Here is a 22,289-nt window from a genome sequence, read left to right as displayed (position 1 = left end):
CCCGATCTTGAAAAATTTTCAGCGCGTGTCAGGAGACAGCCGTCTGGCGGTCCATTTCTGCCGCCACGTCCGCCCGGAAGGCGTCCCAGGCCTCCGGGTGCTCCACATAATACAGCGGGCACAGCTTTTCCGTCACATCATAGTGGCGGATCACATCCGTCTCCGGGTCCAGGCCGAAGGTCCGGCACAGCCAGGCCGTCAGCTCCACCACCCGCTGGTAGGTGACCGGGGAGAACTCCCCGGTCTCATCCGGGTGGCACACCTCGATGGCCACGGTGTCGTCGTTGCGGATGTTGGAGGCATAGGCGATCTCCGTCAGGGGGATGCACTGGATGACCTCTCCCTCCAGCCCCACGACGAAGTGGCTGGAGGCGTAGGTCTCCGTCTCGCCGGAGGACAGGGACTCGAAGTAATTCCGGTTGGCCTGGGCCGTGGTGCTGGGATTGCCCACGTAGTGGATCACCACGCCGTCGACCTTTTCCAGGGGCGTGCCGGGCCGGGACCAGGGATTCACCGTGAGAAAGTCCTGCCGGACATAGTCCGGCACCTCCACGCCCTCGGCCGGCAGGCCCCGGCCGGCTGCGAGCCAGATGACGGCACCTGCCAGAAGAAAAACGGCCATCAGGCACAGCGCCGCGAAGCGAAGGTTCAGACGCCTTCTCCGGGCCCTTGCTCTGCTCATAGGGGAGACACCGCCACACCGCCGGAGGCGCCGTAGACCTCGGCGGTGCCGTTGCCGGACTGGGCGCCGTAGTACGCGGTATCCTCATCGTCCTGGGGATAGTCCTGCGGATACAGCTCCCGGTAGGTCACCAGATCCTCGTCCGATGCCAGCCCCAGCCGCTTCAGGCACTGGGCGGTCTCCGTCATGGCAGGGCAGACGACGACGGTGATATAGTCATGGCCCTCACCGTCGGGACCGTCGAAATTCAGGCTCAGCTCCAGGGCGTAATCGCCGCCGTTGTCCGAGGCGAACCAGTCATAGGTGCCCCAGTTTCCGGCCTCCATGTCACGGCCCACGGCCTCCAGGATGGCGGAGGCCTCCCGGCTGCCCAGGTCATAGTATTGATCCCGGATCGAGAGGAACAGGCTGCCGCCGGCAACGGTCCAGAAGCCGTCGTCCAGATGCAGGCGCCGCGCCTTCATGGCCTCGCTGTTGACGAACTGGTCCAGCAGGTGGTCATAGGTCCCCGGCTGGGCCATCCGGTCCCGGGTGATGGGCAGGAAGTACCAGCGGTCCACTTTGGCGCCGCTCTTCAGGGTATAGGTGATGGACAGGCCGGTGTGGCTGTTGTCGGGGCTCTCATCCATGGAGGAGGTGTATCCCGCAGCCTCCGTCTCCCGGATATAGGCCTCCTCGGCAGCCACCGCCTGGTGCAGGGCACGGACCTGCTCCACCAGGTCGGCATCCTGCTCCGGCGTAAAGGTGTAGGAATTGTCGGACACCCGAATGTCCACGGACCGGATCTGGCTGGCCTCCGGCACCCGGTCCGCCACACCCAGCAGGTCAAAGTGCAGCACACAGCACACCAGGACGCAGCCCGCCAGCACAGCCAAGAGGCCCTTCCAGCTGCCCCGAAACACCTTCAGGGACTTGGCCAGCAGCATGGAGGCGCCGTAGTACCCGATGGTCCCCGCCACCAGCAGGCAGACCACCATGGGGAGGGTGTCATAGTAGCTTCCGGTCTGGAAGCCGTACCAGAACAGGGAGTAGAGCAGCTGGCCCCCCAGCAGGGCGCAGAGCCCTGCCACGCCGTACCGGAACACGGGCCGCAGCCAGCCCACGGCCACCACGTCGCCGGCGGTCTCGCTGCGGCGGGAGCGGTAGAGGACCAGAGCCAGGGCGGCCAGCGCCAGGCCCGCCAGGGCGTAGACGCCCACCAGCCAGAAGTTTTCCAGCTCCACAGAGGTCAGGACGTGCTCGGTATATGTTCCGCTGGCATAGGCCTGGGTGACCTCTTCGTAAGTCCCCAGAGGCTGGATGTTGTGGGCCAGATACACCGTGGGAGAGAGCCACTCCACCGCGCCGGTGTAATTGGTGGAAAAGCCGAAGATAAACCCCTGGGCAAAGGAGGAAATCAGCCAGTCCAGCAGCACTGCCAGGAAGTGGAGCAGGGCGTACAGCGCCGGCATGGCGAAGGCGTTGCCAGTGATGAAGCAGACGAAGGTGGCGCTGGAGAAGTAGAAGAAGCTCTCGCCCAGCACCGCCAGCACGGTGACGGCCAGCCCCCTGGCGTCAAAGGCCCCGCCGCACAGGGAGACGATGACGCACAGCAACCCGGTGACGGCATAGGGGATCAGGGTCATGGCAAAGCCGGAGAGGAAGTTGGTGAGGAACAGACCCTCCCGCCGGATGGGCAGGGTGTGCATCAGCCCTACGCTGCGGGCGTTGTAGAGGTAGCTCCACACCGCCATGGCACAGAGGGCGGCATACACCAGGCTGATGACGGGGACGGCGCTGACCACCTCGTAGTACATCTGGGTGAACTCTGGAGCGGTGTAAGTGTGCCAGCCCCGGTGGGCCATGTCCAGCAGCACCGACAGGGGGAACAGGGCGCCGATGAAGGCGGCCAGCCCCCACAGGGGCCAGAACCGGGTCAGGTTCTTGCGGAACAGCGTCCCGTTAAAGCACGATGTCTTTGACTGCATAGTCCGCACCTCCCAGTTCGTAAATAAAGATCTCCTCCAGGGTCAGGGGTACCGCGTCCACCAGCAGGGGACTGTATGCCGCCAGCAGGTCCTCCGCCTCCTGGGCGTTCATCCGCATGATGAGGGTGTGGATGCGGCCGATCCGGCTGGCGTGGAGCACCGGCAGGTCCGCCGGCACCTCCGTCACCCCGTCGGGGAACACCACCTGCAGCTTCACCATGTTGTCCTGCAGCTGGGCCAGGGACCGCTCCAGCAGCACTTTGCCGTGGTCCATGATGCCCACGTGGTCACAGACGTCCTCCAGCTCCCGCAGGTTGTGGGAGCTCACCAGCACCGTGGTGCCCCGCTGGGCCACGTCCGCCAGCACCAGGGACCACACCTGGCGCCGCATCACCGGGTCCAGGCCGTCCACCGGCTCGTCCAGGATCAGGTAGTCCGGCATGCAGCACAGGGCCAGCCAGAAGGCTGCCTGCTTCTGCATGCCCTTGCTGAGGCGGCGGATGGGCCGCTTTTCGTCCAGCTGAAAGACCTCCTTCAGCTTTTCATACCGCTCCATGGAAAAATCGGGATAAAATCCCCGGTAAAAGCGCATCATATCCCGGATGGAGGACTGGAGAAAATAGTACCAGTCATCGGGGATGGCGGCGATCCGGGCTTTCAGGGCGGCGTTTTCCCAGATGTTTTCGCCGCCGATGCGGACGGTGCCCGCATCCTGGCGGAAGATGCCCGTCAGGTGGCGGATCAGAGTGGATTTTCCGGCGCCGTTGGGGCCCACCAGGCCATAGACACTGCCTGCCGGCACCGACAGTGTGGCGCCGTCCAGGGCGGTGAATCCGTCGAATCGCTTTACCAGGCCGTTCACTTCGATCATGATGCAGTCACCTCCTTCACCAGAGCCAGCAGCTCCTGCTGGCTCACACCCAGATACCGCAGCTCGGAGAGGAGCTCCCGCACCTGGGTCATCAGCTCCGCCCGGCGGGCGGAGTCCGCCGCCGCATTCGCGGCGGCGAAGCTTCCCTTTCCGGGAACGGAATAGATGTATCCCTCCCCCTCCAGCTCATTATAAGCCCGCTGGATGGTGTTGGGATTGATGGCCAGCTGGGCGGCCAGTGCCCGCACTGAGGGCAGTTTTTCATCAGCGCCCAGCGCGCCGGTGACGATCAGCTTCCGCAGTCCATCCCGGATCTGCTCATAAATGGGCCGGGAGTCCCGGTAGTTCAGGCTGATCATCCGCTCACCTTCCCTTCCGCAGAGGGCGCGGCGCGGCCTCTGCAACTGTATTAACCGTATTAGTACGGTTAGCATATCACGGGAGGGCAGGATTTGTCAAGTCCGCCTTGCGGGACAAAAAGTGGGATCTTTTTCGGAACTTTCGGGGAAAATCTGCATTTTTATCTTTACAATCCGGGATTTCTGTGGTATCATGCTACAGCACGCAATGTGCGGCCCCAGCCCTTCGCTCCGTGGACTTTCACCGATCCCGGGGCGCAGTCCTGCGGGTATATATGAAGAAAGGTGGAAATTTACCATGCTGCGCAAAGAACAGAAGACTGCGATCATTGACGCCAACCGCACCCACGAGGGGGACACCGGCTCTCCCGAGGTCCAGGTGGCCATCCTCACCGAGCGGATCAACGTGCTGACCGAGCACATGCGGAACAATCCCCAGGACAAGCACTCCAACCGCGGCCTGCTCCAGATGGTCGGCAAGCGCCGCCGTCTGCTGGACTATCTCCAGAAGAAGGACATCGAGCGCTATCGTGCCCTCATCGCCAAGCTGGGCATCCGGAAGTAAGTTCATGTGGAGGGTGGTGCGCCTTTGCCGCACCACCCTCTTCCCGCATTCTTTCAACGCCCGCGGGCAGGCCGATCTTTTAGCAGTTGAAGGAGGGACCGGGTCTCCGGCCGTTGCTTCAAGTGCTAAATGGTTTGGCTCCCGCGGAGATCATACGAAAAAGGAGACCAGACATGTCAACCATCATCACCAAGAGACAATTCCCCAACTACCACAAGTACGAGATGGAGCTGGCGGGCCGCCCCCTGACCATGGAGGTGGGCAAGCTGGCCGAGCTGGCCAACGCCGCCGTCATGGTGGGCTACGGCGACACCCGGGTGCTCTGCTGCGTCACCGCGGCCCCCCGTCCCCGGGACGGCATCGACTTCTTCCCCCTGAGCGTGGACTTTGAGGAGAAGCTGTACTCCGTGGGCCGCATCCCCGGCTCCTTCAACCGGCGGGAGGGCCGCCCCGGCGAGAAGGGCATCCTCACCAGCCGCGTCATCGACCGGCCCATCCGTCCCCTGTTCCCCTCCGACTTCCGCAACGACGTGTCCGTCATGTGCACGGTCATGAGCGTGGACCACGACTGCACGCCGGAGATCGCCGCCCTGATCGGCACCTCCGCCGCCCTGGCCATCTCCGACATCCCCTGGAACGGCCCCGTGGGTGCCCTGAAGGTGGGCCTGGTGGACGGCAGGCTGGTGTTCAACCCCACCAGCGAGGAGCGGAAGGTCAGCGACCTGGACGTCACCGTGGTCTCCACCCGCAAGAAGGTGGTCATGATCGAGGCCGGCGCCAACGAGGTCCCCAACGACAAGATGTTCGAGGCCATCCAGATGGCCCATGAGGAGAACCAGAAGATCATCGCCCTCATTGACCAGATGGTGGCCGAGGTGGGCAAGCCCAAGTTCGACTATCCCCACGCCGACTTCAACCAGGAGCTGTTCGACAAGATCGTGGCGGAGTTCATGGACGAGGCCAAGGCCGCCATGGACACCGACGACAAGAACGTCCGGGAGGCCCGCTGGAACGCCATGATCGAGAAGTGGCATGAGAAGTATCTGGAGGAATATCCGGATATGGACCAGTACCTGGAGGAGTTCACCTACAAATTCCAGAAGAAGATCGTCAAGGCTTGGCTGCTGGAGGGCCATCGCGTGGACGGCCGCCAGAAGAACGAGATCCGTCCCCTGGCTGCCGAGGTGGGCGTGCTGCCCCGGACCCACGGCTCCGGCCTCTTCACCCGCGGCCAGACCCAGGTGCTCTCCGTCTGCACCCTGGACACCCTCTCCGCCAACCAGAAGCTGGACACCATCTGGGAGGAGACGGAGAAGCGGTATATGCACCACTACAACTTCCCCGGCTACTCCGTGGGCGAGGCCAAGCCCGCCCGTTCCCCCGGCCGCCGGGAGATCGGCCACGGCGCCCTGGCGGAGCGGGCCCTGGTGCCCGTGCTCCCCTCTGTGGAGGAGTTCCCCTATGCCATCCGTGTGGTGTCTGAGGTGCTGAGCTCCAACGGCTCCACCTCCCAGGGCTCCATCTGCGGCTCCACCCTGGCTCTGATGGACGCCGGCGTGCCCATCAAGGCCCCTGTGGCCGGCATCTCCTGCGGCCTGATCCAGGACGATGACGGCTCCTTCACCACCTTCATCGACATCCAGGGCGTGGAGGACTTCCACGGCGAGATGGACTTCAAGGTGGGCGGCACCAAGAAGGGCATCACCGCCATCCAGATGGACCTGAAGAACGACGGCCTCACCATGGAGATCATCAAGGAGGCCCTGGACATCACCTATGACGCCCGGTGCGAGATCCTGGACCAGATCATGCTGCCCGCCATCGCTGAGCCCCGGAAGGAAGTCAGCAAGTACGCCCCCAAGATGCTGACCATGCACATCGATCCCTCCAAGATCCGGGAGGTCATCGGCTCCGGCGGCAAGGTCATCCAGAAGATCGTGGCCGACACCGGCGCCAAGATCGACATCAACGACGACGGCTCCATCTTCATCGCCGGCGTGGACGCCGCCAGCTGCGACGCCGCCAAGAAGTGCATCGACGACATCGTGTTCGTCCCCGAGATCGGCAAGCTGTACTACGGCCGCGTGGTGCGGCTGATGACCTTCGGCGCCTTTGTGGAGCTGGCGCCCGGCAAGGACGGCCTGGTCCACATCTCCAAGCTGGCCGACCACCGCATCGAGAAGGTGGAGGACGCCTGCAAGGTGGGCGACATGATGTGGGTGAAGGTCACCGACATCGACGAGAAGGGCCGCGTGAACCTCTCCCACAAGGATGCCGTGAAGGAGATCCGGGCGAAAGAGGCCGCCGGCGAGCGGGTGAAGTAAAGAGGGGACTGCGTTCTTCCTTTGCCCGCAAAGGGTACGTGACATCCGTACCGCGAAACGAACCGAATGCGACCGGGCGGGCAGCTTGCCCGCCCGGTTTTGTATTGCAGATTTGTATTGCAGAAGAGAGGAGGGCACCCGATGGCCATGCTGATCCCGCTGCCCCTGACGGTCCCGGGGACCGGGGAGGTCCTCTGCCCGGCGCTGCTGGCAGATGGGGCGCACCTGGTGCTGGTGGACTGCGGCTATCCGGACTCCCTGCCGCTGATCGAGGACGCCATGGCGGGGCTGGGCCTCTCGCCGGCGGAGCTGACGGAGGTCTTTATCACCCATCACGACGACGACCACATGGGAGGCCTGGCCCGGCTGTGCGCCCGGTATCCCCAGATCCGGGTGGTGGCGGGGGAGGGGGAGGCGCCCTATCTCACCGGGGCGCGGAAGTCCCTGCGGCTGTGCCAGGCCGAGGCGCTGCAGCCCACCCTGTCCCCGGAGGCACGGGCCTGGGGCGAGGCCTTCTGCCGGCGGCTGAAAGCGGTGGAGCCCGCCCCGGTCCACCAGACGGTGGCTGACGGCGACCTGCTGCCCTGGTGCGGCGGCTGCCGGGTGATCGCCACGCCGGGACACACCCCGGGCCACTGCTCCCTGTACCTGCCCGGGCTGCGGGCGGTGGTGACCGGAGACGCGGCAGTCCTGGAGGCCGGGACGCCGGCGGTGGCGAATCCCCAGTTCGCCCTGGACCTTCCCCAGGCGGAGGCGTCTCTCCAGAAGCTGCTGGCACTGGACGCGGACTGCTGGCTCTGCTATCACGGCGGGATCCTCCGCCGGTGAGGGGAGGGGCCGGCCGCGGCGTTCTCATTTTTTTAAAAGGAGCTGACCATTATGGACGTGATCGCCGCCATTGCCACCGGCAGTGCAGCCACTGCCATCGGCATCGTCCGGGTGTCCGGCGAGGGGTGCTTCGCCCTGTGCGAGCGGGTGTTCCGAGCGGCCAACGGCCGTCCCTTCGCCGGCCAGGACCCCCGGAAGATGGTCTTCGGCGAGATGCTGGACCGGGACGGGCGGGTCATCGACCGGGGGCTGGCGGTGCGGCTCCCGGGCCCGGGCAGCTATACCGGGGAGGACTGCGCCGAGTTCCACTGCCACGGCTCCCCGGTGGTGCTGCGGGAGCTGCTGTCCGCCCTGTTCGCCGCCGGGGCCCGGCAGGCCCAGGCCGGGGAGTTCACCAAGCGGGCGTTTTTGAACGGCCGGATGGACCTGACCCAGGCGGAGGCGGTGGTGGACCTCATCGACGCGGAGACCGCCGCCGCGGCCCGAAACGCCGCCGCCCAGCTGGACGGCGGCCTGCGCCGGGTGCTGGAGCCGGTCCAGGAGGAGCTGCTGGAGGTCACCTCCCGGTTCTACGCCGTGGTGGACTACCCGGACGAGGACATCGAGGATGTCCGGCCGGAGGAGATCGCCGCCGCCCTCCGGGACGCCGCCGGACGGCTGGACCATCTGTTGGACACCTGCCGCCGGGGACAGGTGCTGAAATCCGGCGTCCGCACGGCCATCGTGGGCCGGCCCAATGCGGGGAAATCCTCGCTGCTCAACGCCCTGGCGGGGTATGACCGGGCCATCGTCACCGACGTCCCCGGCACCACCCGGGACACGGTGGAGGAATCCGTCCTCTGCGGCGGCGTGCTGCTGCGGCTCATCGACACCGCCGGCATCCGGGACACGGAGGACGTGGTGGAAAAACTGGGGGTGGAGCGGTCCCGGCAGGCCGTGGCCTCCGCGGAGCTGGTGATCGTGCTGATCGACGGTACGGGGGACATCACGGCAGAGGACCGGGAGATCCTGGAGCTGGCGCAGACGGCGCCCCACTACATCGTGGCCGACAGCAAGAGCGACCTGCTGCCCCCCGGTGAGGCCCGCGTCCTCTCCCTGCCCCGGGGCATCCGGGAGCCGGACGCCTATCTCGCCGTCAGCTCCGTGGCCCCCGGCGGCCTGCGGCTTCTGGAAGCAGCCGTGGCGAAGCTCTTTCCCGCAGGGGATCCGGGGGAGGCGGGCAGCCTGCTGACGGACCGGCGCCAGGAGGACGCCGCCCGCCGGGCCCTGGAGGCTGTCCGCCGGGCCCTGGAGGGCCTGGAAGCGGGCCTGACGCCCGACGCGGTCCTCACCGACGCGGAAGAGGCTCTGGAGGCTCTGGGAGAGCTGACGGGCCGCACGGCGAAGGAGGAGATCGTCTCCCGCATTTTTTCCCGCTTCTGCGTGGGGAAATAACGGCAAACAGAAGAAACGATACCGGACTTTTTAAAATACGATTTACAAAATCACATTCCTGTGGTATACTGGCTCCGAATGAAAGCCGTGCCAACGGCGGAAGGAGTGTTGCCCGCGTGTATGACCTGACAGAGCTGCGGGAGCGCCTGCGGAGCCAGCGGCCTGTGCCCTGGGATCAGCTGCCGGATTTCTCCCTGTATATGGACCAGGTGCTCAGCTATATGGACCGGCAGGTGATCCGATTCGACGAGGATGACGGCCTCACCGCCGCCATGGTGAACAACTATACCAAAAGCGGTCTGGTGCCCCGGGCGGAGGGGAAGAAGTACAGCCGGGACCACCTGGCCTATCTCACCGCTATCTGTGTTTTGAAGCGGGTGATGTCCACCCGGGACATGGACCTGCTGATCCGGGAGGAGCTCCGGGGAGACCGGCCCATCCCGGACGGATACGCCGCCTTCTGCTCCAGTCTGGACAAGGCGCTCAACGCCGTGGCCGGAGAGATGGAGGACCGCACCGGAGAGGATGAGCTGGCGGACGCCGCCATCCATTTTGCCCTGATGAGCTATGCCGCCGGCGTGGCCAGCAGCCGGTATGTATCCCTGCTGCGGCAGCGGAAGGAGACCCAGGAGGCGGCGGAGACCGCCGCCCAGCCCCGCGGAAAGAGCAAAAAGGAAAAGGAGAGGGATTGAGTATGGATGATTTTGTGATCCTGACAGACAGCTGCTGCGACATGACCGCCCAGATGGCGGCGGATCTGGAGCTGGAGGTGCTGCCCCTGAGCCTGAACATGGGGGATCAGGTGTACCACAACTATCTGGACGGCCGGGAGATCGGCTTCCGGGACTTCTATGCCAAGCTCCGCTCCGGTGCCCTGGCCACCACCTCCGCCATCAGCGTGGGCGTCTTTGACGAGGCCATGCGGAAGATCCTGGACAGCGGCCGGGATGTGCTGTATCTGGCCTTCTCCTCTGCCCTCTCCACCACCTACCAATCCGCGGTGATCGCCGCCGACGACCTGCGGGAGGCATATCCGGACCGGAAGATCTATGTGGTGGACAGCCTCAGTGCCTCGCTGGGACAGGGACTGCTGGTGTATCTCTGCGTGCAGGAGAAGCGGAAGGGGCGGACCGTGGACGAGGTCCATGCCTTTGCGGAGGAGACCAAGGGGAAGGTCTGCCACTGGTTCACCGTGGATGATCTGAACCATTTGAAGCGGGGCGGCCGGGTCAGCGCCGCCGCGGCACTGTTCGGCACCATGCTGTCCATCAAGCCGGTGCTGCATGTGGACGACACCGGCCATCTGGTGCCGGTGAGCAAAGCCCGGGGGCGGAAGGCGTCTCTGCTGGCGCTGGTGGACCGGATGGCGGAGAGCGCCGTCGACCCGGCGGGGCAGACCGTATTCATCAGCCACGGCGACTGCGAGGCGGACGCCGACTTTGTGGCGGACGAGGTGCGCCGCCGCTTCGGCGTCAAGGAGATCTATATCAACTACGTGGGGCCGGTGATCGGCAACCACTCCGGCCCCGGCACGCTGGCCCTGTTCTTCCTGGGCAGCCACCGGTGAGTTTGGACGGGAAAAGCGCCCCTTTGAAGGGGCGTTTTTCCCTGGAGATCAAAATTATCCGCCCCGGCGGAGAGATGAGGTGACGGCCGTGAAATGGCTGGAAGTACATGTCGACACGAACCACGCCGGACTGGAGGCGGTGGAGACGATGCTCTCCGCCCACGGGATCGACGGCGTGGTGATCGACGACGAGACGGAGTTTGAGGACTTTCTGGAGAACAACCATCAGTACTGGGACTATGTGGACGAGGATCTGCGGCAGGAGATGCAGGGCCGGTCCCGGATCACCTTCTACCTGGAGGCGGGGGACGAGGGCTTCGCCAAGCTGGGGGAGGTCCGCATCGCCCTGGAGGAGCTGAAGAAGGCCCGGGCGGACTGCGGCACGCTGCTGATGACCCTGGACGACCTGGAGGACGCCGACTGGGAGAACAACTGGAAGCAGTACTACAAGCCCATGGAGATCGGGGACCGGCTGCTGGTGGTGCCGGAGTGGCTGCGGGAGGATCCCAAGGTCCAGGCGGGGCTCCGGGCGGGCCGGGTGCCGTTGGTGCTGGATCCCGGCCTGACCTTCGGCACCGGCAGCCACGCCACCACCCGGCTGTGCCTGACGGCGCTGGAGAAGACCATTCATGGCGGCGAGCGGGTGCTGGACCTGGGCTGCGGCAGCGGCATCCTCTCTATCGCGGCGCTGAAGCTGGGGGCATCTGCCGCCACGGCGGTGGACATCGACGACAAGTGTTTGGACGTGGCCTATGAGAACGCCGCCCTCAACGGCATCGGCAGGGATACCTACACCGTCCGCATCGGTGATGTGCTGGGGGACGAGGCCCTGCGGACCGGGCTGGGGGGCGGCTGGCAGATGGTGGTGGCCAACATCGTGGCGGACGTCATCAAGGGCCTGGCACCGCTGGTGCGGCCCATGCTGGCCCCGGGCGGCCGGTTCCTCTGCTCCGGCATCATCGACGACCGGGCGGAGGAGGTGGCGGATTGCCTGCGGGTCAACGGCTGGGAGATCGTGGAGACCCGCAGCGCCGAGGGCTGGTTCTCCTATCTCTGCCGCTGAGAGCGCGGACACTTCCGCCGGAACAACCGAACAGAGCGCTGAGCAGATCGGGCGGCCGTCCCACAGGACGGCCGCTTCAGGCTGTCGATCAACCCGGAAATCCAGGGAGACGGGAAGGAAGATAGCTACGAAAGAAACCCAGGAGGGGTGTCTTTCGTTTTCAATCAACTGTTTTTCAGAACTTTGAAAAGTTCTGAAAAACGCAAGCAGCTTGTCGAAAAGACTTTTTCGACAAGCTGAGGCGGCCGTCCCACAGGACGGCCGCCTGATTTTTCCGCCTCGACAGATTCCCCCTGCCTTTTTGGGACATGCCCTGTAAAATGAAGGAAATGATAAGGAGGTGGTCCCATGGACAGGCCGGAACGGAAGGTCCTGTGGCTCCCGGCGGGGGAGATCCGCCCCAACCCCATGCAGCCCCGGCGGACCTTTGAGGAGGCGCCGCTCCGGGAGCTGGCGGAGTCCATCCGCCGCCACGGCATCCTCCAGCCCCTGACGGTGCGGCGGACCGCGGAGGGCTGGGAGCTGGTGGCGGGGGAGCGGCGTCTGCGGGCCGCCCGGCTGGCGGGGCAGGAGACGGTCCCCTGCCTGGAGACGGAGGTGGACGGCCGGGCCTCCGCCCTGCTGGCCCTGGTGGAGAATCTGCAGCGGAAGGACCTGCATTATTTAGAGGAGGCGGAGGCCATCGCCGCCTTCCTCCACCAGACGGGCATGACTCAGGAGGCGGTGGCGGCCCAGCTGGGGATGTCTCCGTCGGCGCTGGCCAACAAGCTGCGGCTGCTGCGGCTGTCCCCGGCCTGCCGGGCGCTGCTGGTGGAGCACGGCCTGACGGAGCGCCACGCCCGGTGCCTGCTGCGGCTGGAGGACGAGGGGGAGCGGCTGACGGCCCTGCGCCAGGCGGCGGCAAAGCACTGGAACGTGGCCCAGACGGAGCAATACGTGGAACGGCGGCTGGCGGCCCTGCAGTCCGCGCCCCCCGCCGGGCGGCGGACGTACATCATCAAGGACGTGCGGCTGTTTTTGAACAGCCTGGACCGGGGCCTGCGGCTGATCCGGGACGCGGGGGTGGACGCCAAAACGGAGCGGGACGAGACGGAGGACCAGATCGTCCTGACCATCCGCATCCCGAAGCAGCGGCGCAAAGAGGCCTGAGACCTTCTGATTGTTACGGGATTGTAATGCTTTTTCCAGAAAAAACGTGCTAAAATAAAAGCCTGAACGCATATGCTAGGAAAGCACGGCTTGTCTGGGCGATCCGACAGAACAACAGGAGGGGCTTCATGGAACCGAATACGAACGAAGCCACCGCGCCGAAGCGGCTGAAAACCGGCGGCAGAAAGCCGCTGATCATCATAGGGGCCATTGTGGTGGTACTCGCTGCCGCCTACGTGGCTTTGTGTGCTTATGCCAATTCGCTGGATACCTTCTACCCCAACACCACCATCAACGGCGTGGACGTGGCGGGGCTTACGCCGGAGCAGGCGGCGGAGCGGCTGCGGCAGGAAGTTCCGGCGGAGACGGTGGAATTTTATCTGCCGCGGACCGATGAGACCGGAGACGGGGAATCCGCGCCTGAAGAGGTCACGCTGTACGAAGAGACCCCTGCCGCTGAATCTACCTACCGGGAGCTGGGCGTTACGGAGGACCTGGACTATGAGACCAGTGCTCAGTTCGCCTTTGACACCACCCAGGGCCGCAGCAGCTTTTTGGCCAAGGGCGGAGAGTATCTTGCCTGTCTGATCGGAGCTGACGGCCGCCTGAGCGTTGTGCAGGAGCCGGAGGAGGCTGTTTTCCAGGCAAAGATGAAGGAGCTCAGTGAACAGTTCTCCCGGGAGGCCCAGGATGCCTCCTATGAGGTGACGGAGAACGCGATTCAAATTACGAAAGCCCGGAACGGGCTGTCCGTGTCTGCCGCCGGCCTGACAGAAAGTGTACAAGCAAGATGGAATGGCACCGGTGACGGCGAAGCGGTCGGCATCCTGGTGGACAGCGCCCAGATCCTCCCCGCCAAGACCCTCACCGCCCAGGAGATCTACGACGACTGCTCCGGCGTGGTGAAGAACGCCTCCTACGACAAGGAGACCGGTACCATCGTGCCGGAGGAGGCCGGGGCCGACTTCGACGTGGCCGAGGCCCAGCGGCTGCTGGACGCGGCGGAGCCCGGCGAGACCGTCACCGTCCCCGCCCAGGTGGAACTGCCCGCCGTCACGGCGGAGGAGCTGGAGCAGGTGCTGTTCCGGGACGTGCTGGGGGAGGCCCGCACCCATGTTGGCGGCACCTCCGCCCGCCGGTCCAATGTGAAGCTGTCCGCCGCCTCCATCAACGAGTACGTGATGAACAGCGGCGACGTGTTCTCCTACAATGAGGTGGTGGGCCAGCGGACCGCCGCCCGGGGCTACCAGGCGGCCCCCGCCTATGTCCAGGGGGAGACGGTGGACGAGATCGGCGGCGGCATCTGCCAGACGTCCTCCACGCTGTATCTGGCCTGCCTGCGGTCCAACCTGGAGATCACGGAGCGGTACGCACACCGGTACGTTCCCGCCTACATCACCGCCGGCATGGACGCCACGGTGTCCTGGGGCGGGCCGGACTACAAGTTCACCAACAACTCCCTGTATCCCATCAAGATCGTCACCAGGTATGAGAACAACTATCTGACCGTCCAGATCCTGGGGACCAATGTGGACGGCACCAGCGTGAAGATGACCAACGAGTGGCTGTCCACCACCCCCTATGAGACGGTGTACGAGGACGATCCCACCCTGGCGCCGGGCACGGAGCAGGTGAAGACCACGCCCTACACCGGGTACAAGTACCGGACCTACCGCAACGTCTATGACGCCGACGGCAAGCTGATCTCCTCTACCTATGAGGCCACCAGCGACTATAAGTCCCGCAACAAGGTGATCCTGCGGGGCCCGGCGGTGGAGACCGCCGGCGGTGATGCCCAGCTGCCGGACGGCACCACGGACCCCGCTGATCCCACCACCCCCACAGAGCCCACGGAGCCGCAGGACCCCAATGTCCCTGCGGAACCCGCAGAGCCTGCGGCGCCGGACGACGGCTGGACCATCCAGACGCCGGAGCAGGGCGGCCAGCAGGCGGCAGACCAGGCCGGCGGAACCGGGGCCTCCGGAGAGACCGGCACTTCCGCGGATGTTCTGCCCCAGGACGAACCCTTTGTATAAGGGACTGGCAGATCCCGTCACCAGTTGCAGAAAGAGGCAGCCGGAATACCGGCTGCCTCTCCGCTTTTTTTGGGACCGGACGCATATACTAGCCCTGTCTGAATTTGTCGCAGCAGGGGGAATGGGCGTGGAAAAGCGTGTCATACACACGGGGCGGTATGCTCTGCCGCTGCTGATCCTGGCGGTGGGTGCGGCGGCCCTGTGGCCGGTCCGCCACGCCCTGACGGCGGAGACGATCGCCGCCCTTTCCCCCAGACAGACGTTTCTGGCGGCGTCGTTCCTGGTGGGGCTGTATGCCCTCAAGAGCCTCTCAATCTGCTTTCCGATGTCCGCCCTGACGGCGGCGGGGGGACTGCTGTTCCCGTTTCCCCTGGCGCTGGCCGTGAACCTCTGCGGCACCGCCGTGGCCCAGACCATCCCCTTTTTTCTGGGCCGGCGGGAGCAGGGGGGACTGGAGGCCCTGGCGGAGCGGTATCCCCGGGTGGCGGGCATCTGCCGGGCCCAGGCGGAGGACCGATGGCTGTCCGTGTTTCTGCTGCGGCTGGCGGGCGCGTCGCCGGGAGATGTGGTGAGCCTGTACCTGGGGGCCTCCGGCACGCCCTGCGTCGTCTATCTCTCCGCCGGGCTGCTGGGGGGACTGCCCCGGATCGCCTGCGCCACGGTGCTGGGCAGCGCCCTGTGGCAGCCGGGCAGCCCCCGGTTCTGGCTCTCCCTGGCGGCTGGCGGGGGACTGACGGCCCTCTCCGCTGCCGTCTGGCTTCTGCGGCGGCGCCGGCGGCGGTGAAGGGGCGGTTGCTTTTTTCTGCCAAACCGTGTACACTGTTGTCGGTAAACCGGATCTGTCCAATGAGGGAGATGGTCCCATGCAGACGCTGACACAGCGCCGCAGCGTGCCGGTGGACGCCGCCAAGACCGCGGCGATCTTCGGCACGCTGCTGATCCACACCTCCGCCGCCGGGGGCTTTGCCGGGGCGCCGGGGTCCTTTGGGTGGACGTCCGCCCTGTTCTGGAACTGCCTGCTGCGGAGCGCCGTGCCGGTGTTTTTCCTGTGCAGCGGCGCGCTGCTGCTGCCGCCGGAGAAGGAGGTCACCATCCGGCGGGTATGGACGAAGTACATCCCCCGCATTCTGGCGGCCCTGTTTTTCTGGGCGGCGGCCTACAAAGGCATGGATCTGCTGCGGGGCTGGCGCGCTGCGGGCGTGCTGGAACTGACGGCCATCCGGCGGGCGGCGGCGGACCTGGTGCTGTTCCATCACAAGAACCATCTCTATTACCTCCATATCATCCTGCTGGTGTACGCGGTGCTGCCCCTGACCCGCCGGTTCGTGGCATCGGCGGACCGGCGGCTGCTGAACTACGCCCTGGGGATCTGGTTTGTGCTGGGGTGCCTGCTCCCCACGCTGAAGTTCTTCCCGCCCCTGTCCCTCATCGGCGGGATCCCCGCACAGTACCCCATCAATCTCACCTGGGGCGCCGTGGGCTACGGCGTGCTGGGCTACGTCCTGACTCAGGAGGCGCCCCGCCACAGGCCCTGGACCTTCGTCTGGCTGTACATAGCGGGCACGGCGCTGACCTTCGGCCTGACGCTGATTGCCTCCGTCAAGACCGGGAAGCTGTATCAGGTGTTCCTCCAGGGGAGCGCCCCCGGCGTCTGCCTGCAGGCGGCGGGACTGTACGGCTTCTGCGTCTCCCGGTGGCAGGACCGGGACCGCTGGCCCCTGGCGGAGACGGTTTCCAAGGCGTCCTTCTGCATCTACCTGACCCACCTGTTCTTCCTGGAGTTCCTGGCGGGCAGAGGCCTCGCCGCCGGACTTCTGCCGCCCGTCTGGGCGGTGCCGCTGCTGGCGGCCGCGGCCTTCGGGGGCGGCTTTCTGGTGTGGCTGGTCCTCCGGCGGGTGCCGGTGGTAAAAACCTATCTGATTTGAGGAGAAGATTATGCTGTATGCCCTTTGCACCGCACTGGCACTGGCCCTGCTGGGCCTGGACCAGTGGGTGAAGCACTATGTCACCGTCCACATCCCCCTGGGCGAAGCCCAGCCGCTGCTGCCCGGCCTGGTGGAGCTGCGGACCGTCCACAACTACGGGGCGGCCTGGTCCAGCCTTGCCGGCATGCGGTGGCTGCTGGTGGCGATCACCGGGGTGATCATTGCGGCGGTGGCTGTGATCCTGATCCGGCGGATCGTCCGGCATCCTGTGGGGGTCATGGCGGGATTCCTGATCCTCTCCGGCGGCCTGGGGAACATTGTCGACCGGGTGCGGCTGGGGTACGTGGTGGACATGTTCCACCTGGAGTTCTGGCCCTCTTACCCGGTGTTCAACGTGGCGGACATCTGCGTGGTGTGCGGCGCTTTGCTGGGGGCCGTTTACTACTTGTGGTTCTATGAGAAATATGACAGGAAGGGCGGAGGCCATGGAGACGCGGACGCTGCAAGCGGGATCTGAGGACGCCGGCAGCCGGCTGGACGCCTGGCTGGCCGGGCAGCTGCCGGACGTGACCCGCTCCGCCGCCGCCCGGCTGTGCGAGGAGGGCCGGGTCACCCTTGCCGGAAAGCCCCTGGCGAAAAACTACCGCCTGACCGGGGGAGAGACCGTCGCCGTCACCCTGCCGGACCCGGCCCCGGTGGACGTGGCGCCCCAGGACATCCCGCTGGACGTGGTGTACGAGGACGATGACGTCATCGTGGTGAACAAGCCCAAGGGGCTGGTGGTCCACCCGGCCCCCGGCCACCCGGACGGCACGCTGGTGAACGCCCTGCTCCACCACTGCGGGGACTCCCTCTCCGGCATCGGCGGGGAGCTGCGGCCCGGCATCGTCCACCGGATCGACCGGGACACCTCCGGCCTCATCATCGCGGCGAAAAACGACTTTGCCCACCAGCGTCTGGCATCCCAGCTCCAGGACCACACCCTGGCCCGTATCTACCGCTGCATCGTGGCGGGGAATCTCCGGGAGGACAGCGGCACGGTGGACGCCCCCATCGGCCGCCACCCGGTGGACCGGAAGAAGATGGCGGTGGTGGCGAACGGCCGCAGCGCGGTGACCCACTGGTCCGTGCTGGAGCGGTTTCCCGGCTATACGTATGTGGAGTGCCGTCTGGAGACGGGCCGCACCCATCAGATCCGGGTCCACATGGCCTATATCGGCCACCCCATCCTGGGGGATACCGTCTACGGAAACAAAAAGCCCGTGCCCGGGCTTCAGGGCCAGTGCCTCCACGCCGTGGGGCTGCGGTTCCTTCACCCCCGGACCGGGGAGCCGGTGGAGCTGTGGTGCGGCCTGCCGGAGGAGTTCCAGGCCCAGCTGCGGAAGCTGGAGAACCGGAGATAGCAGGAGGCGCCGGACCGCAGTCAGCGGTCCGGCGCGTTTTTGCCCGGCAGCCGGACATCCGGCGGGTCCTGGCCCGGCGTGCGGGGGACCCACAGGGGGCAGGACTGGCCTTCCCGCCGGTCCTTGATCCGGGGATAGGCGCAGTGACCCACCCCCAGGGGCATGAAGCGTCCGGCGCCCGGGGAGCAGGGCGGCACGTACCAGATGTAATGCCGGGTAAAGCGGCCGCAGGAGCCGCGGTACACGTCGTCCCTCTTTTCGTATACGGCCATTTTCATCACCTCACAAGAAATAATAGTCGCAATACGACTATTTGTCAATAGTCTTATCGTGACTATTGTATGATGAACATGGGTGATAAAAAATGGTATTTTCTCGGATTCGTGATTTGCGGGAGGACAAAGATTGGACGCAGGAGTATGTGGCAGAACAGCTTGGAATCAAGCAGACAACGTACTCCAAATATGAGCTGGGGAAAATCAATGTTCCCGCTGAAATGTTTATGAAGTTGGCGGACCTTTACGGCGTCAGTGTCGATTATCTGATGGGCCGCACGGACAGGCGGTAGAAGGAGGTTTCCATGTTCACAGCCATTCTCTGGGACTATGACGGCACCCTGGCCAACACGCCGGTGAAGAACCTGGCCGTCACCAGGGCCGTCCTGGCCCGCCTGGACCCGGCCCTGCTGGACCCCCTGCCGGAGGCCCTGACCTCCCTGGCCGCCTATCAGGCCGCCAACTACCGCTGGCGCAACTGGCGGGAGCTGTACCGGCACGCCCTGCACGTCCCGGTGGACCGGCTGGACGAGGCCGGCGCCCTGTGGGGCCCCTGCCAGCTGGCGGACCGGACCCTGCCGCCCCTGTTCGACGGGCTGACGGAGGTCCTGCCCCGGCTGGCGGCCCTGGCGCCCATGGGCATCTGCTCCCAGAATGACCGGGAGAACATTCTCTCCGCCCTGGCCGCCCACGGAGCGGCGGCCCATTTCGCCGCCGTGGTGGGCCACGCGGACGTGGACTTCGCCCATCAGAAGCCGGACCCCGCCGCCTTTCTGGCCTGCCTGGACCATCTGGGGCTCCGGGAGGGGCGCTTCGCCTACATCGGGGACCACGCCGGGGACATCGCCTTCGGCCGCAATGCCCAGGCGGCCCTCCGGGCCCTGGGCCGGACAGCCGAGGTGGTCTGCGTGGCCGCCGCCTGGGGCGGCGCCCCGGCGGCGGATCTGGCGGACGCGGATGCCGTGGCCGCCCATCCGGCGGATCTGCCGGCGATCCTGCAGGACCTTTGAACCCAGCCCCGCCGCAGCCGGTGCCGGCGGGGCTCGCTTTCGGCTCAGCCGCCCGGGAGGAATGACCTCTGACGTTTGAAAACTGTAGAAATATGGAATATTGAGCGGTCTGTTGTGACAATATACAAATAGGAAAACGATTACCTGCAATATTTCTGAGAAAAACGCTTATTGACGGAAAGGGCGGTTCCCTGCTACAATATGAGCCGCTCAAGAGAAACCGTTTCATCTCAGAAAAGGAGGAATACGATGAACAGAATGATTGAGATCAAAACGCCGGAGCAGGCTGAGAAGATCAACCTGTTGGCCAGTAAAGCTCCCTATGAGGTGTGGCTGAGTACTGACACGGTGATGCTGGACGCACGGTCCCTGCTGGGCCTTCTGAGCCTGGTGGGCCAGCGCGTCCGGGTGGTGGCTGAGGACAATGTGAACCCCAAGCGGTTTTCCCGCCTGGTGGACCGCATGGAGTAAGCCCATACAGGAGCGGAGAGCGGCGGAAGCCGCTCTCCGCTCTTTTCTTTTCCGGGCCGGAAAAAGCCCGGGCGGCCGGGTTTTATCTTGTGCTTTCGGGGCTGGTGTGCTATGATATTTTAGTTAAAGTATCTGCATTTGGAGGAACCGGATTTGGAACGAAAGAACGTACTGATCCCCCAGGCGGACCTGGACCGCCAGCGGGAGTTTGAGGAAAAGATCCGCGCCATGTTCGCATCCCGGGAGGCCCACCCCGTGGCCTGCGTGGACACCTTCGGCTGCCAGCAGAACGTGGCGGACGGCCAGAAGCTGATGGGCATGCTGGCGGACTGCGGCTTCACCTTCACCCAGGACCCGAAAGAGGCGGACCTGGTGATCCTGAACACCTGCGCCATCCGGGAGCACGCGGAGGACCGGGTGTTCGGCAACCTGGGCGCCCTGACCCACACGAAAAAGGAGAACCCGGAGCAGGTCATCGCCCTGTGCGGCTGCATGGCCCAGGAGCCCCGGGTGTCGGAGCGGATCCGCAAGTCCTATCCCCACGTGGACCTGGTGTTCGGACCCCAGGCCCTGTGGAAGTTCCCGGAGCTTCTCTGGCAGGTGTATGAGACCCACAAGCGGGTCTTCTCCGTCCAGGACGAGCACGGCACCATCGCCGAGGGCATCCCCGTGGTGCGGGAGAAGGGCGTGAAGGCCTGGGTCTCCATCATGTACGGGTGCAACAACTTCTGCTCCTACTGCATCGTGCCCTACGTCCGGGGCCGGGAGCGGAGCCGGGACCCCCAGTGCGTGCTGGAGGAGGTCCGGCAGCTGGTGGAGGCGGGGTACAAGGACATCACCCTGCTGGGCCAGAACGTGAACTCCTACGGCAACGACCTGGACCTGGACTACCACTTCCCGGACCTGCTGGCGGACATCGACAAGATCCCCGGGGAGTACCTGATCCGGTTCATGTCCAGCCACCCCAAGGATGCCACCAAGCGGCTCTTTGACGTGATGGCCGCCAGCCCCCATGTGGCCAAGCAGCTGCACCTGCCCTTCCAGTCCGGCAACGACCGGGTCCTCAAAGAGATGAACCGCCGGTACACCCGGCAGCAGTATCTGGACCTGGTGAACTACGCCAAGAGCGTCATGCCGGGGCTGGTATTGACCTCCGACGTCATCATCGGCTTCCCCGGCGAGACGGAGGCGGAGGCCATGGACACGGTGTCCCTGGTGGAGGAGGTGGGGTTCGACGCCCTGTTCACCTTTATCTACTCCCCCCGGCCCGGCACCAAGGCGGCGGAGATGCCGGACCCGGCCACCCGGGCGGAGAAGCAGACGTGGTTCGACAAGCTGCTGGAGGTCCAGAACCACATGTCCGCCAAGCTCCACGCCGCCTACGTGGGCAAAACGGTCCGGGTGCTGGTGGACGGCGAGAGCGACGATCCGGAATTCCCCCTCACCTCCCGGACGGAGGGCAACCGCCTGGTGCGGCTGAAGGGAGACAAGGCCCTGATCGGGCAGTTCATCGACGTGACCGTCACCGGCAGCAACACCTGGGCGCTGTACGGCGAGGCGGTCTAACGGTAGACGGCCCTGGCCAGGAGGAAGGCCCGGCGGGCGTAGGCGTCCTGATAGGCGCCGGCAGTGTCGTTCCGGGCGGATTCGTAGGCGTCGAACAGGTCGTTCTGGTCGGCGGACAGCGTGGCCCGCAGGGCGTCGGCGGCCTGGTCCTCCCGCTGGGAGGCCAGGAAGTAATCCTTGCCCAGGTGGGAATACATCTCCTCTTCCAGAGCGGAGAGCAGGATGTCGATGTAATCGGACATAGATTTCACTCCTAAAATGTTGATTGACAGGAACGATTGTTCCTATCTAAAATGAAGTATAACAGGAATAAATGTTCCTGTCAATAGGAAGGGGCAAGTATGACCTTCTCCGAACATTTATTATACTTACGCGAAAAACGGGGCCTCAAGCAGACAGATGTAGCAGTTGCCATTGGCATCACGGAACGCGGATATCGGAATTACGAACGTGGTTCGCGGGAGCCAGCTTTGTCCACGCTGATTGCCTTGGCGGACTTCTACGACCTGTCGCTGGATGAGCTGGTCTGCCGGGAGCGGTAGGGGCGGACCTGTGTGTCCGCCCGCCGGATTTCCGCCGGACCCATGCGGGGACCGTAGGGGCGGCAATCTGCCGCCCGGGGAGATGTGGGCCGCCGGACGGCGGCCGCGGGGGTGTCTGCTCCCGCAGGGGGCTTGTCCAGCGGGGATGCACCCCCCATTTTCTTTTCGGTCTTGCCCGAAAAGAAAACGGGCCGTGCACGGTCCAAAAGAAAAGGGCGCTTGGGCGCACTCCGGTGCAGTGGCCCTCCGTGC

The 22,289-nt window shown here is 65.3% G+C and carries 24 protein-coding genes; 18 read left to right on the top strand and 6 right to left on the bottom strand.

Annotated features, from left to right (window positions below):
- Positions 1-28: 28 nt before the first annotated feature.
- From H9X91_RS10915 to H9X91_RS10900, 4 genes are read right to left on the bottom strand one after another with little or no spacing between them, the layout of a single operon-like run.
- Complete coding sequence (locus H9X91_RS10915; RefSeq protein WP_204805027.1) at positions 29-682, bottom strand: peptidoglycan recognition protein family protein; 654 nt, start codon at positions 680-682, stop codon at positions 29-31.
- Positions 679-2,649, bottom strand: a complete 1,971-nt coding sequence (locus H9X91_RS10910; protein WP_204805025.1) for an ABC transporter permease — start codon at positions 2,647-2,649, stop codon at positions 679-681. Before H9X91_RS10910 ends, H9X91_RS10915 begins: the two co-directional genes overlap by 4 nt.
- The gene (locus H9X91_RS10905) at positions 2,624-3,520 is read right to left on the bottom strand and encodes an ABC transporter ATP-binding protein (protein ID WP_204805024.1); all 897 of its coding nucleotides are present in this window, start codon (positions 3,518-3,520) and stop codon (positions 2,624-2,626) included. The genes H9X91_RS10910 and H9X91_RS10905 overlap by 26 nt, the downstream gene beginning before the upstream one ends.
- Entirely contained in the window at positions 3,517-3,879 is a 363-nt protein-coding gene (locus H9X91_RS10900) for a GntR family transcriptional regulator (RefSeq protein WP_204805023.1), read from the bottom strand. The genes H9X91_RS10905 and H9X91_RS10900 overlap by 4 nt, the downstream gene beginning before the upstream one ends.
- 298 nt (positions 3,880-4,177) lie before the next feature.
- On the opposite strand from H9X91_RS10900, the gene rpsO reads away from it, so the two are divergent.
- From rpsO to H9X91_RS10835, 13 genes are all read left to right on the top strand, one after another.
- Positions 4,178-4,444: a 30S ribosomal protein S15 gene (gene rpsO / locus H9X91_RS10895; RefSeq protein ID WP_021750449.1), complete on the top strand. Its 267-nt coding sequence runs from the start codon at positions 4,178-4,180 to the stop codon at positions 4,442-4,444.
- Positions 4,445-4,617: 173 nt separating this feature from the next.
- On the top strand, positions 4,618-6,768 hold the full coding sequence (locus tag H9X91_RS10890; RefSeq protein ID WP_204805022.1) for a polyribonucleotide nucleotidyltransferase: 2,151 nt from the start codon (positions 4,618-4,620) through the stop codon (positions 6,766-6,768).
- A gap of 141 nt (positions 6,769-6,909) precedes the next feature.
- The gene (locus H9X91_RS10885; RefSeq protein WP_204805021.1) at positions 6,910-7,596 is read left to right on the top strand and encodes an MBL fold metallo-hydrolase; all 687 of its coding nucleotides are present in this window, start codon (positions 6,910-6,912) and stop codon (positions 7,594-7,596) included.
- Between the two features lie 51 nt (positions 7,597-7,647).
- On the top strand, positions 7,648-9,030 hold the full coding sequence (gene mnmE, locus H9X91_RS10880; RefSeq protein ID WP_204805020.1) for a tRNA uridine-5-carboxymethylaminomethyl(34) synthesis GTPase MnmE: 1,383 nt from the start codon (positions 7,648-7,650) through the stop codon (positions 9,028-9,030).
- 116 nt (positions 9,031-9,146) lie between these two features.
- Positions 9,147-9,722, top strand: a complete 576-nt coding sequence (locus H9X91_RS10875; RefSeq protein WP_204805018.1) for a DUF1836 domain-containing protein — start codon at positions 9,147-9,149, stop codon at positions 9,720-9,722.
- A 2-nt stretch (positions 9,723-9,724) separates the two neighbouring features.
- The gene (locus H9X91_RS10870) at positions 9,725-10,597 is read left to right on the top strand and encodes a DegV family protein (RefSeq protein WP_204805016.1); all 873 of its coding nucleotides are present in this window, start codon (positions 9,725-9,727) and stop codon (positions 10,595-10,597) included.
- A gap of 88 nt (positions 10,598-10,685) precedes the next feature.
- Positions 10,686-11,660, top strand: coding sequence for a 50S ribosomal protein L11 methyltransferase (gene prmA / locus H9X91_RS10865; protein WP_204805014.1), 975 nt, complete (start codon positions 10,686-10,688; stop codon positions 11,658-11,660).
- 348 nt (positions 11,661-12,008) lie between these two features.
- Positions 12,009-12,809: a ParB/RepB/Spo0J family partition protein gene (locus H9X91_RS10860; protein ID WP_204805012.1), complete on the top strand. Its 801-nt coding sequence runs from the start codon at positions 12,009-12,011 to the stop codon at positions 12,807-12,809.
- Between the two features lie 128 nt (positions 12,810-12,937).
- Complete coding sequence (locus H9X91_RS10855; RefSeq protein ID WP_204805010.1) at positions 12,938-14,845, top strand: VanW family protein; 1,908 nt, start codon at positions 12,938-12,940, stop codon at positions 14,843-14,845.
- Between the two features lie 127 nt (positions 14,846-14,972).
- The gene (locus tag H9X91_RS10850) at positions 14,973-15,629 is read left to right on the top strand and encodes a TVP38/TMEM64 family protein (protein WP_204805008.1); all 657 of its coding nucleotides are present in this window, start codon (positions 14,973-14,975) and stop codon (positions 15,627-15,629) included.
- 79 nt (positions 15,630-15,708) lie between these two features.
- Positions 15,709-16,770 (top strand): acyltransferase, encoded by a 1,062-nt coding sequence (locus H9X91_RS10845; protein WP_204805006.1) that lies wholly within the window; start codon positions 15,709-15,711, stop codon positions 16,768-16,770.
- Positions 16,771-16,780: 10 nt separating this feature from the next.
- Entirely contained in the window at positions 16,781-17,287 is a 507-nt protein-coding gene (gene lspA / locus H9X91_RS10840; RefSeq protein ID WP_204805004.1) for a signal peptidase II, read from the top strand.
- A complete protein-coding gene (locus tag H9X91_RS10835; protein WP_204805002.1) occupies positions 17,256-18,173 on the top strand; it encodes an RluA family pseudouridine synthase in 918 nt (305 codons plus the stop codon). The genes lspA and H9X91_RS10835 overlap by 32 nt, the downstream gene beginning before the upstream one ends.
- A 20-nt stretch (positions 18,174-18,193) precedes the next feature.
- Here the strand turns inward: H9X91_RS10835 and H9X91_RS10830 are convergent, their stop codons facing one another.
- A complete protein-coding gene (locus H9X91_RS10830) occupies positions 18,194-18,445 on the bottom strand; it encodes a hypothetical protein (protein WP_204805000.1) in 252 nt (83 codons plus the stop codon).
- Positions 18,446-18,537: 92 nt separating this feature from the next.
- On the opposite strand from H9X91_RS10830, the gene H9X91_RS10825 reads away from it, so the two are divergent.
- The 4 genes from H9X91_RS10825 (at position 18,538) to miaB (ending at position 21,495) form a co-directional block, all read left to right on the top strand.
- Positions 18,538-18,741, top strand: a complete 204-nt coding sequence (locus tag H9X91_RS10825) for a helix-turn-helix domain-containing protein (RefSeq protein WP_204804998.1) — start codon at positions 18,538-18,540, stop codon at positions 18,739-18,741.
- Positions 18,742-18,753: 12 nt separating this feature from the next.
- A complete protein-coding gene (locus H9X91_RS10820) occupies positions 18,754-19,458 on the top strand; it encodes an HAD family hydrolase (RefSeq protein WP_204804996.1) in 705 nt (234 codons plus the stop codon).
- 249 nt (positions 19,459-19,707) lie between these two features.
- Positions 19,708-19,929 (top strand): hypothetical protein, encoded by a 222-nt coding sequence (locus H9X91_RS10815; protein ID WP_204804994.1) that lies wholly within the window; start codon positions 19,708-19,710, stop codon positions 19,927-19,929.
- Positions 19,930-20,082: 153 nt separating this feature from the next.
- Positions 20,083-21,495, top strand: coding sequence for a tRNA (N6-isopentenyl adenosine(37)-C2)-methylthiotransferase MiaB (gene miaB / locus H9X91_RS10810; protein ID WP_204804992.1), 1,413 nt, complete (start codon positions 20,083-20,085; stop codon positions 21,493-21,495).
- Here miaB and H9X91_RS10805 read toward each other — a convergent pair.
- On the bottom strand, positions 21,492-21,737 hold the full coding sequence (locus H9X91_RS10805; protein ID WP_204804990.1) for a hypothetical protein: 246 nt from the start codon (positions 21,735-21,737) through the stop codon (positions 21,492-21,494). The genes miaB and H9X91_RS10805 overlap by 4 nt on opposite strands.
- A 99-nt stretch (positions 21,738-21,836) precedes the next feature.
- Between H9X91_RS10805 and H9X91_RS10800 the strand changes: the two genes are divergently transcribed.
- The gene (locus tag H9X91_RS10800; RefSeq protein ID WP_204804988.1) at positions 21,837-22,037 is read left to right on the top strand and encodes a helix-turn-helix domain-containing protein; all 201 of its coding nucleotides are present in this window, start codon (positions 21,837-21,839) and stop codon (positions 22,035-22,037) included.
- Positions 22,038-22,289: the final 252 nt, after the last annotated feature.

It is taken from the genome of Oscillibacter valericigenes (assembly GCF_016902445.1).
Taxonomy (GTDB): Bacteria; Bacillota; Clostridia; order Oscillospirales; family Oscillospiraceae; genus Oscillibacter; species Oscillibacter avistercoris.
This window is presented reverse-complemented; position numbering and strand designations above follow the sequence as displayed.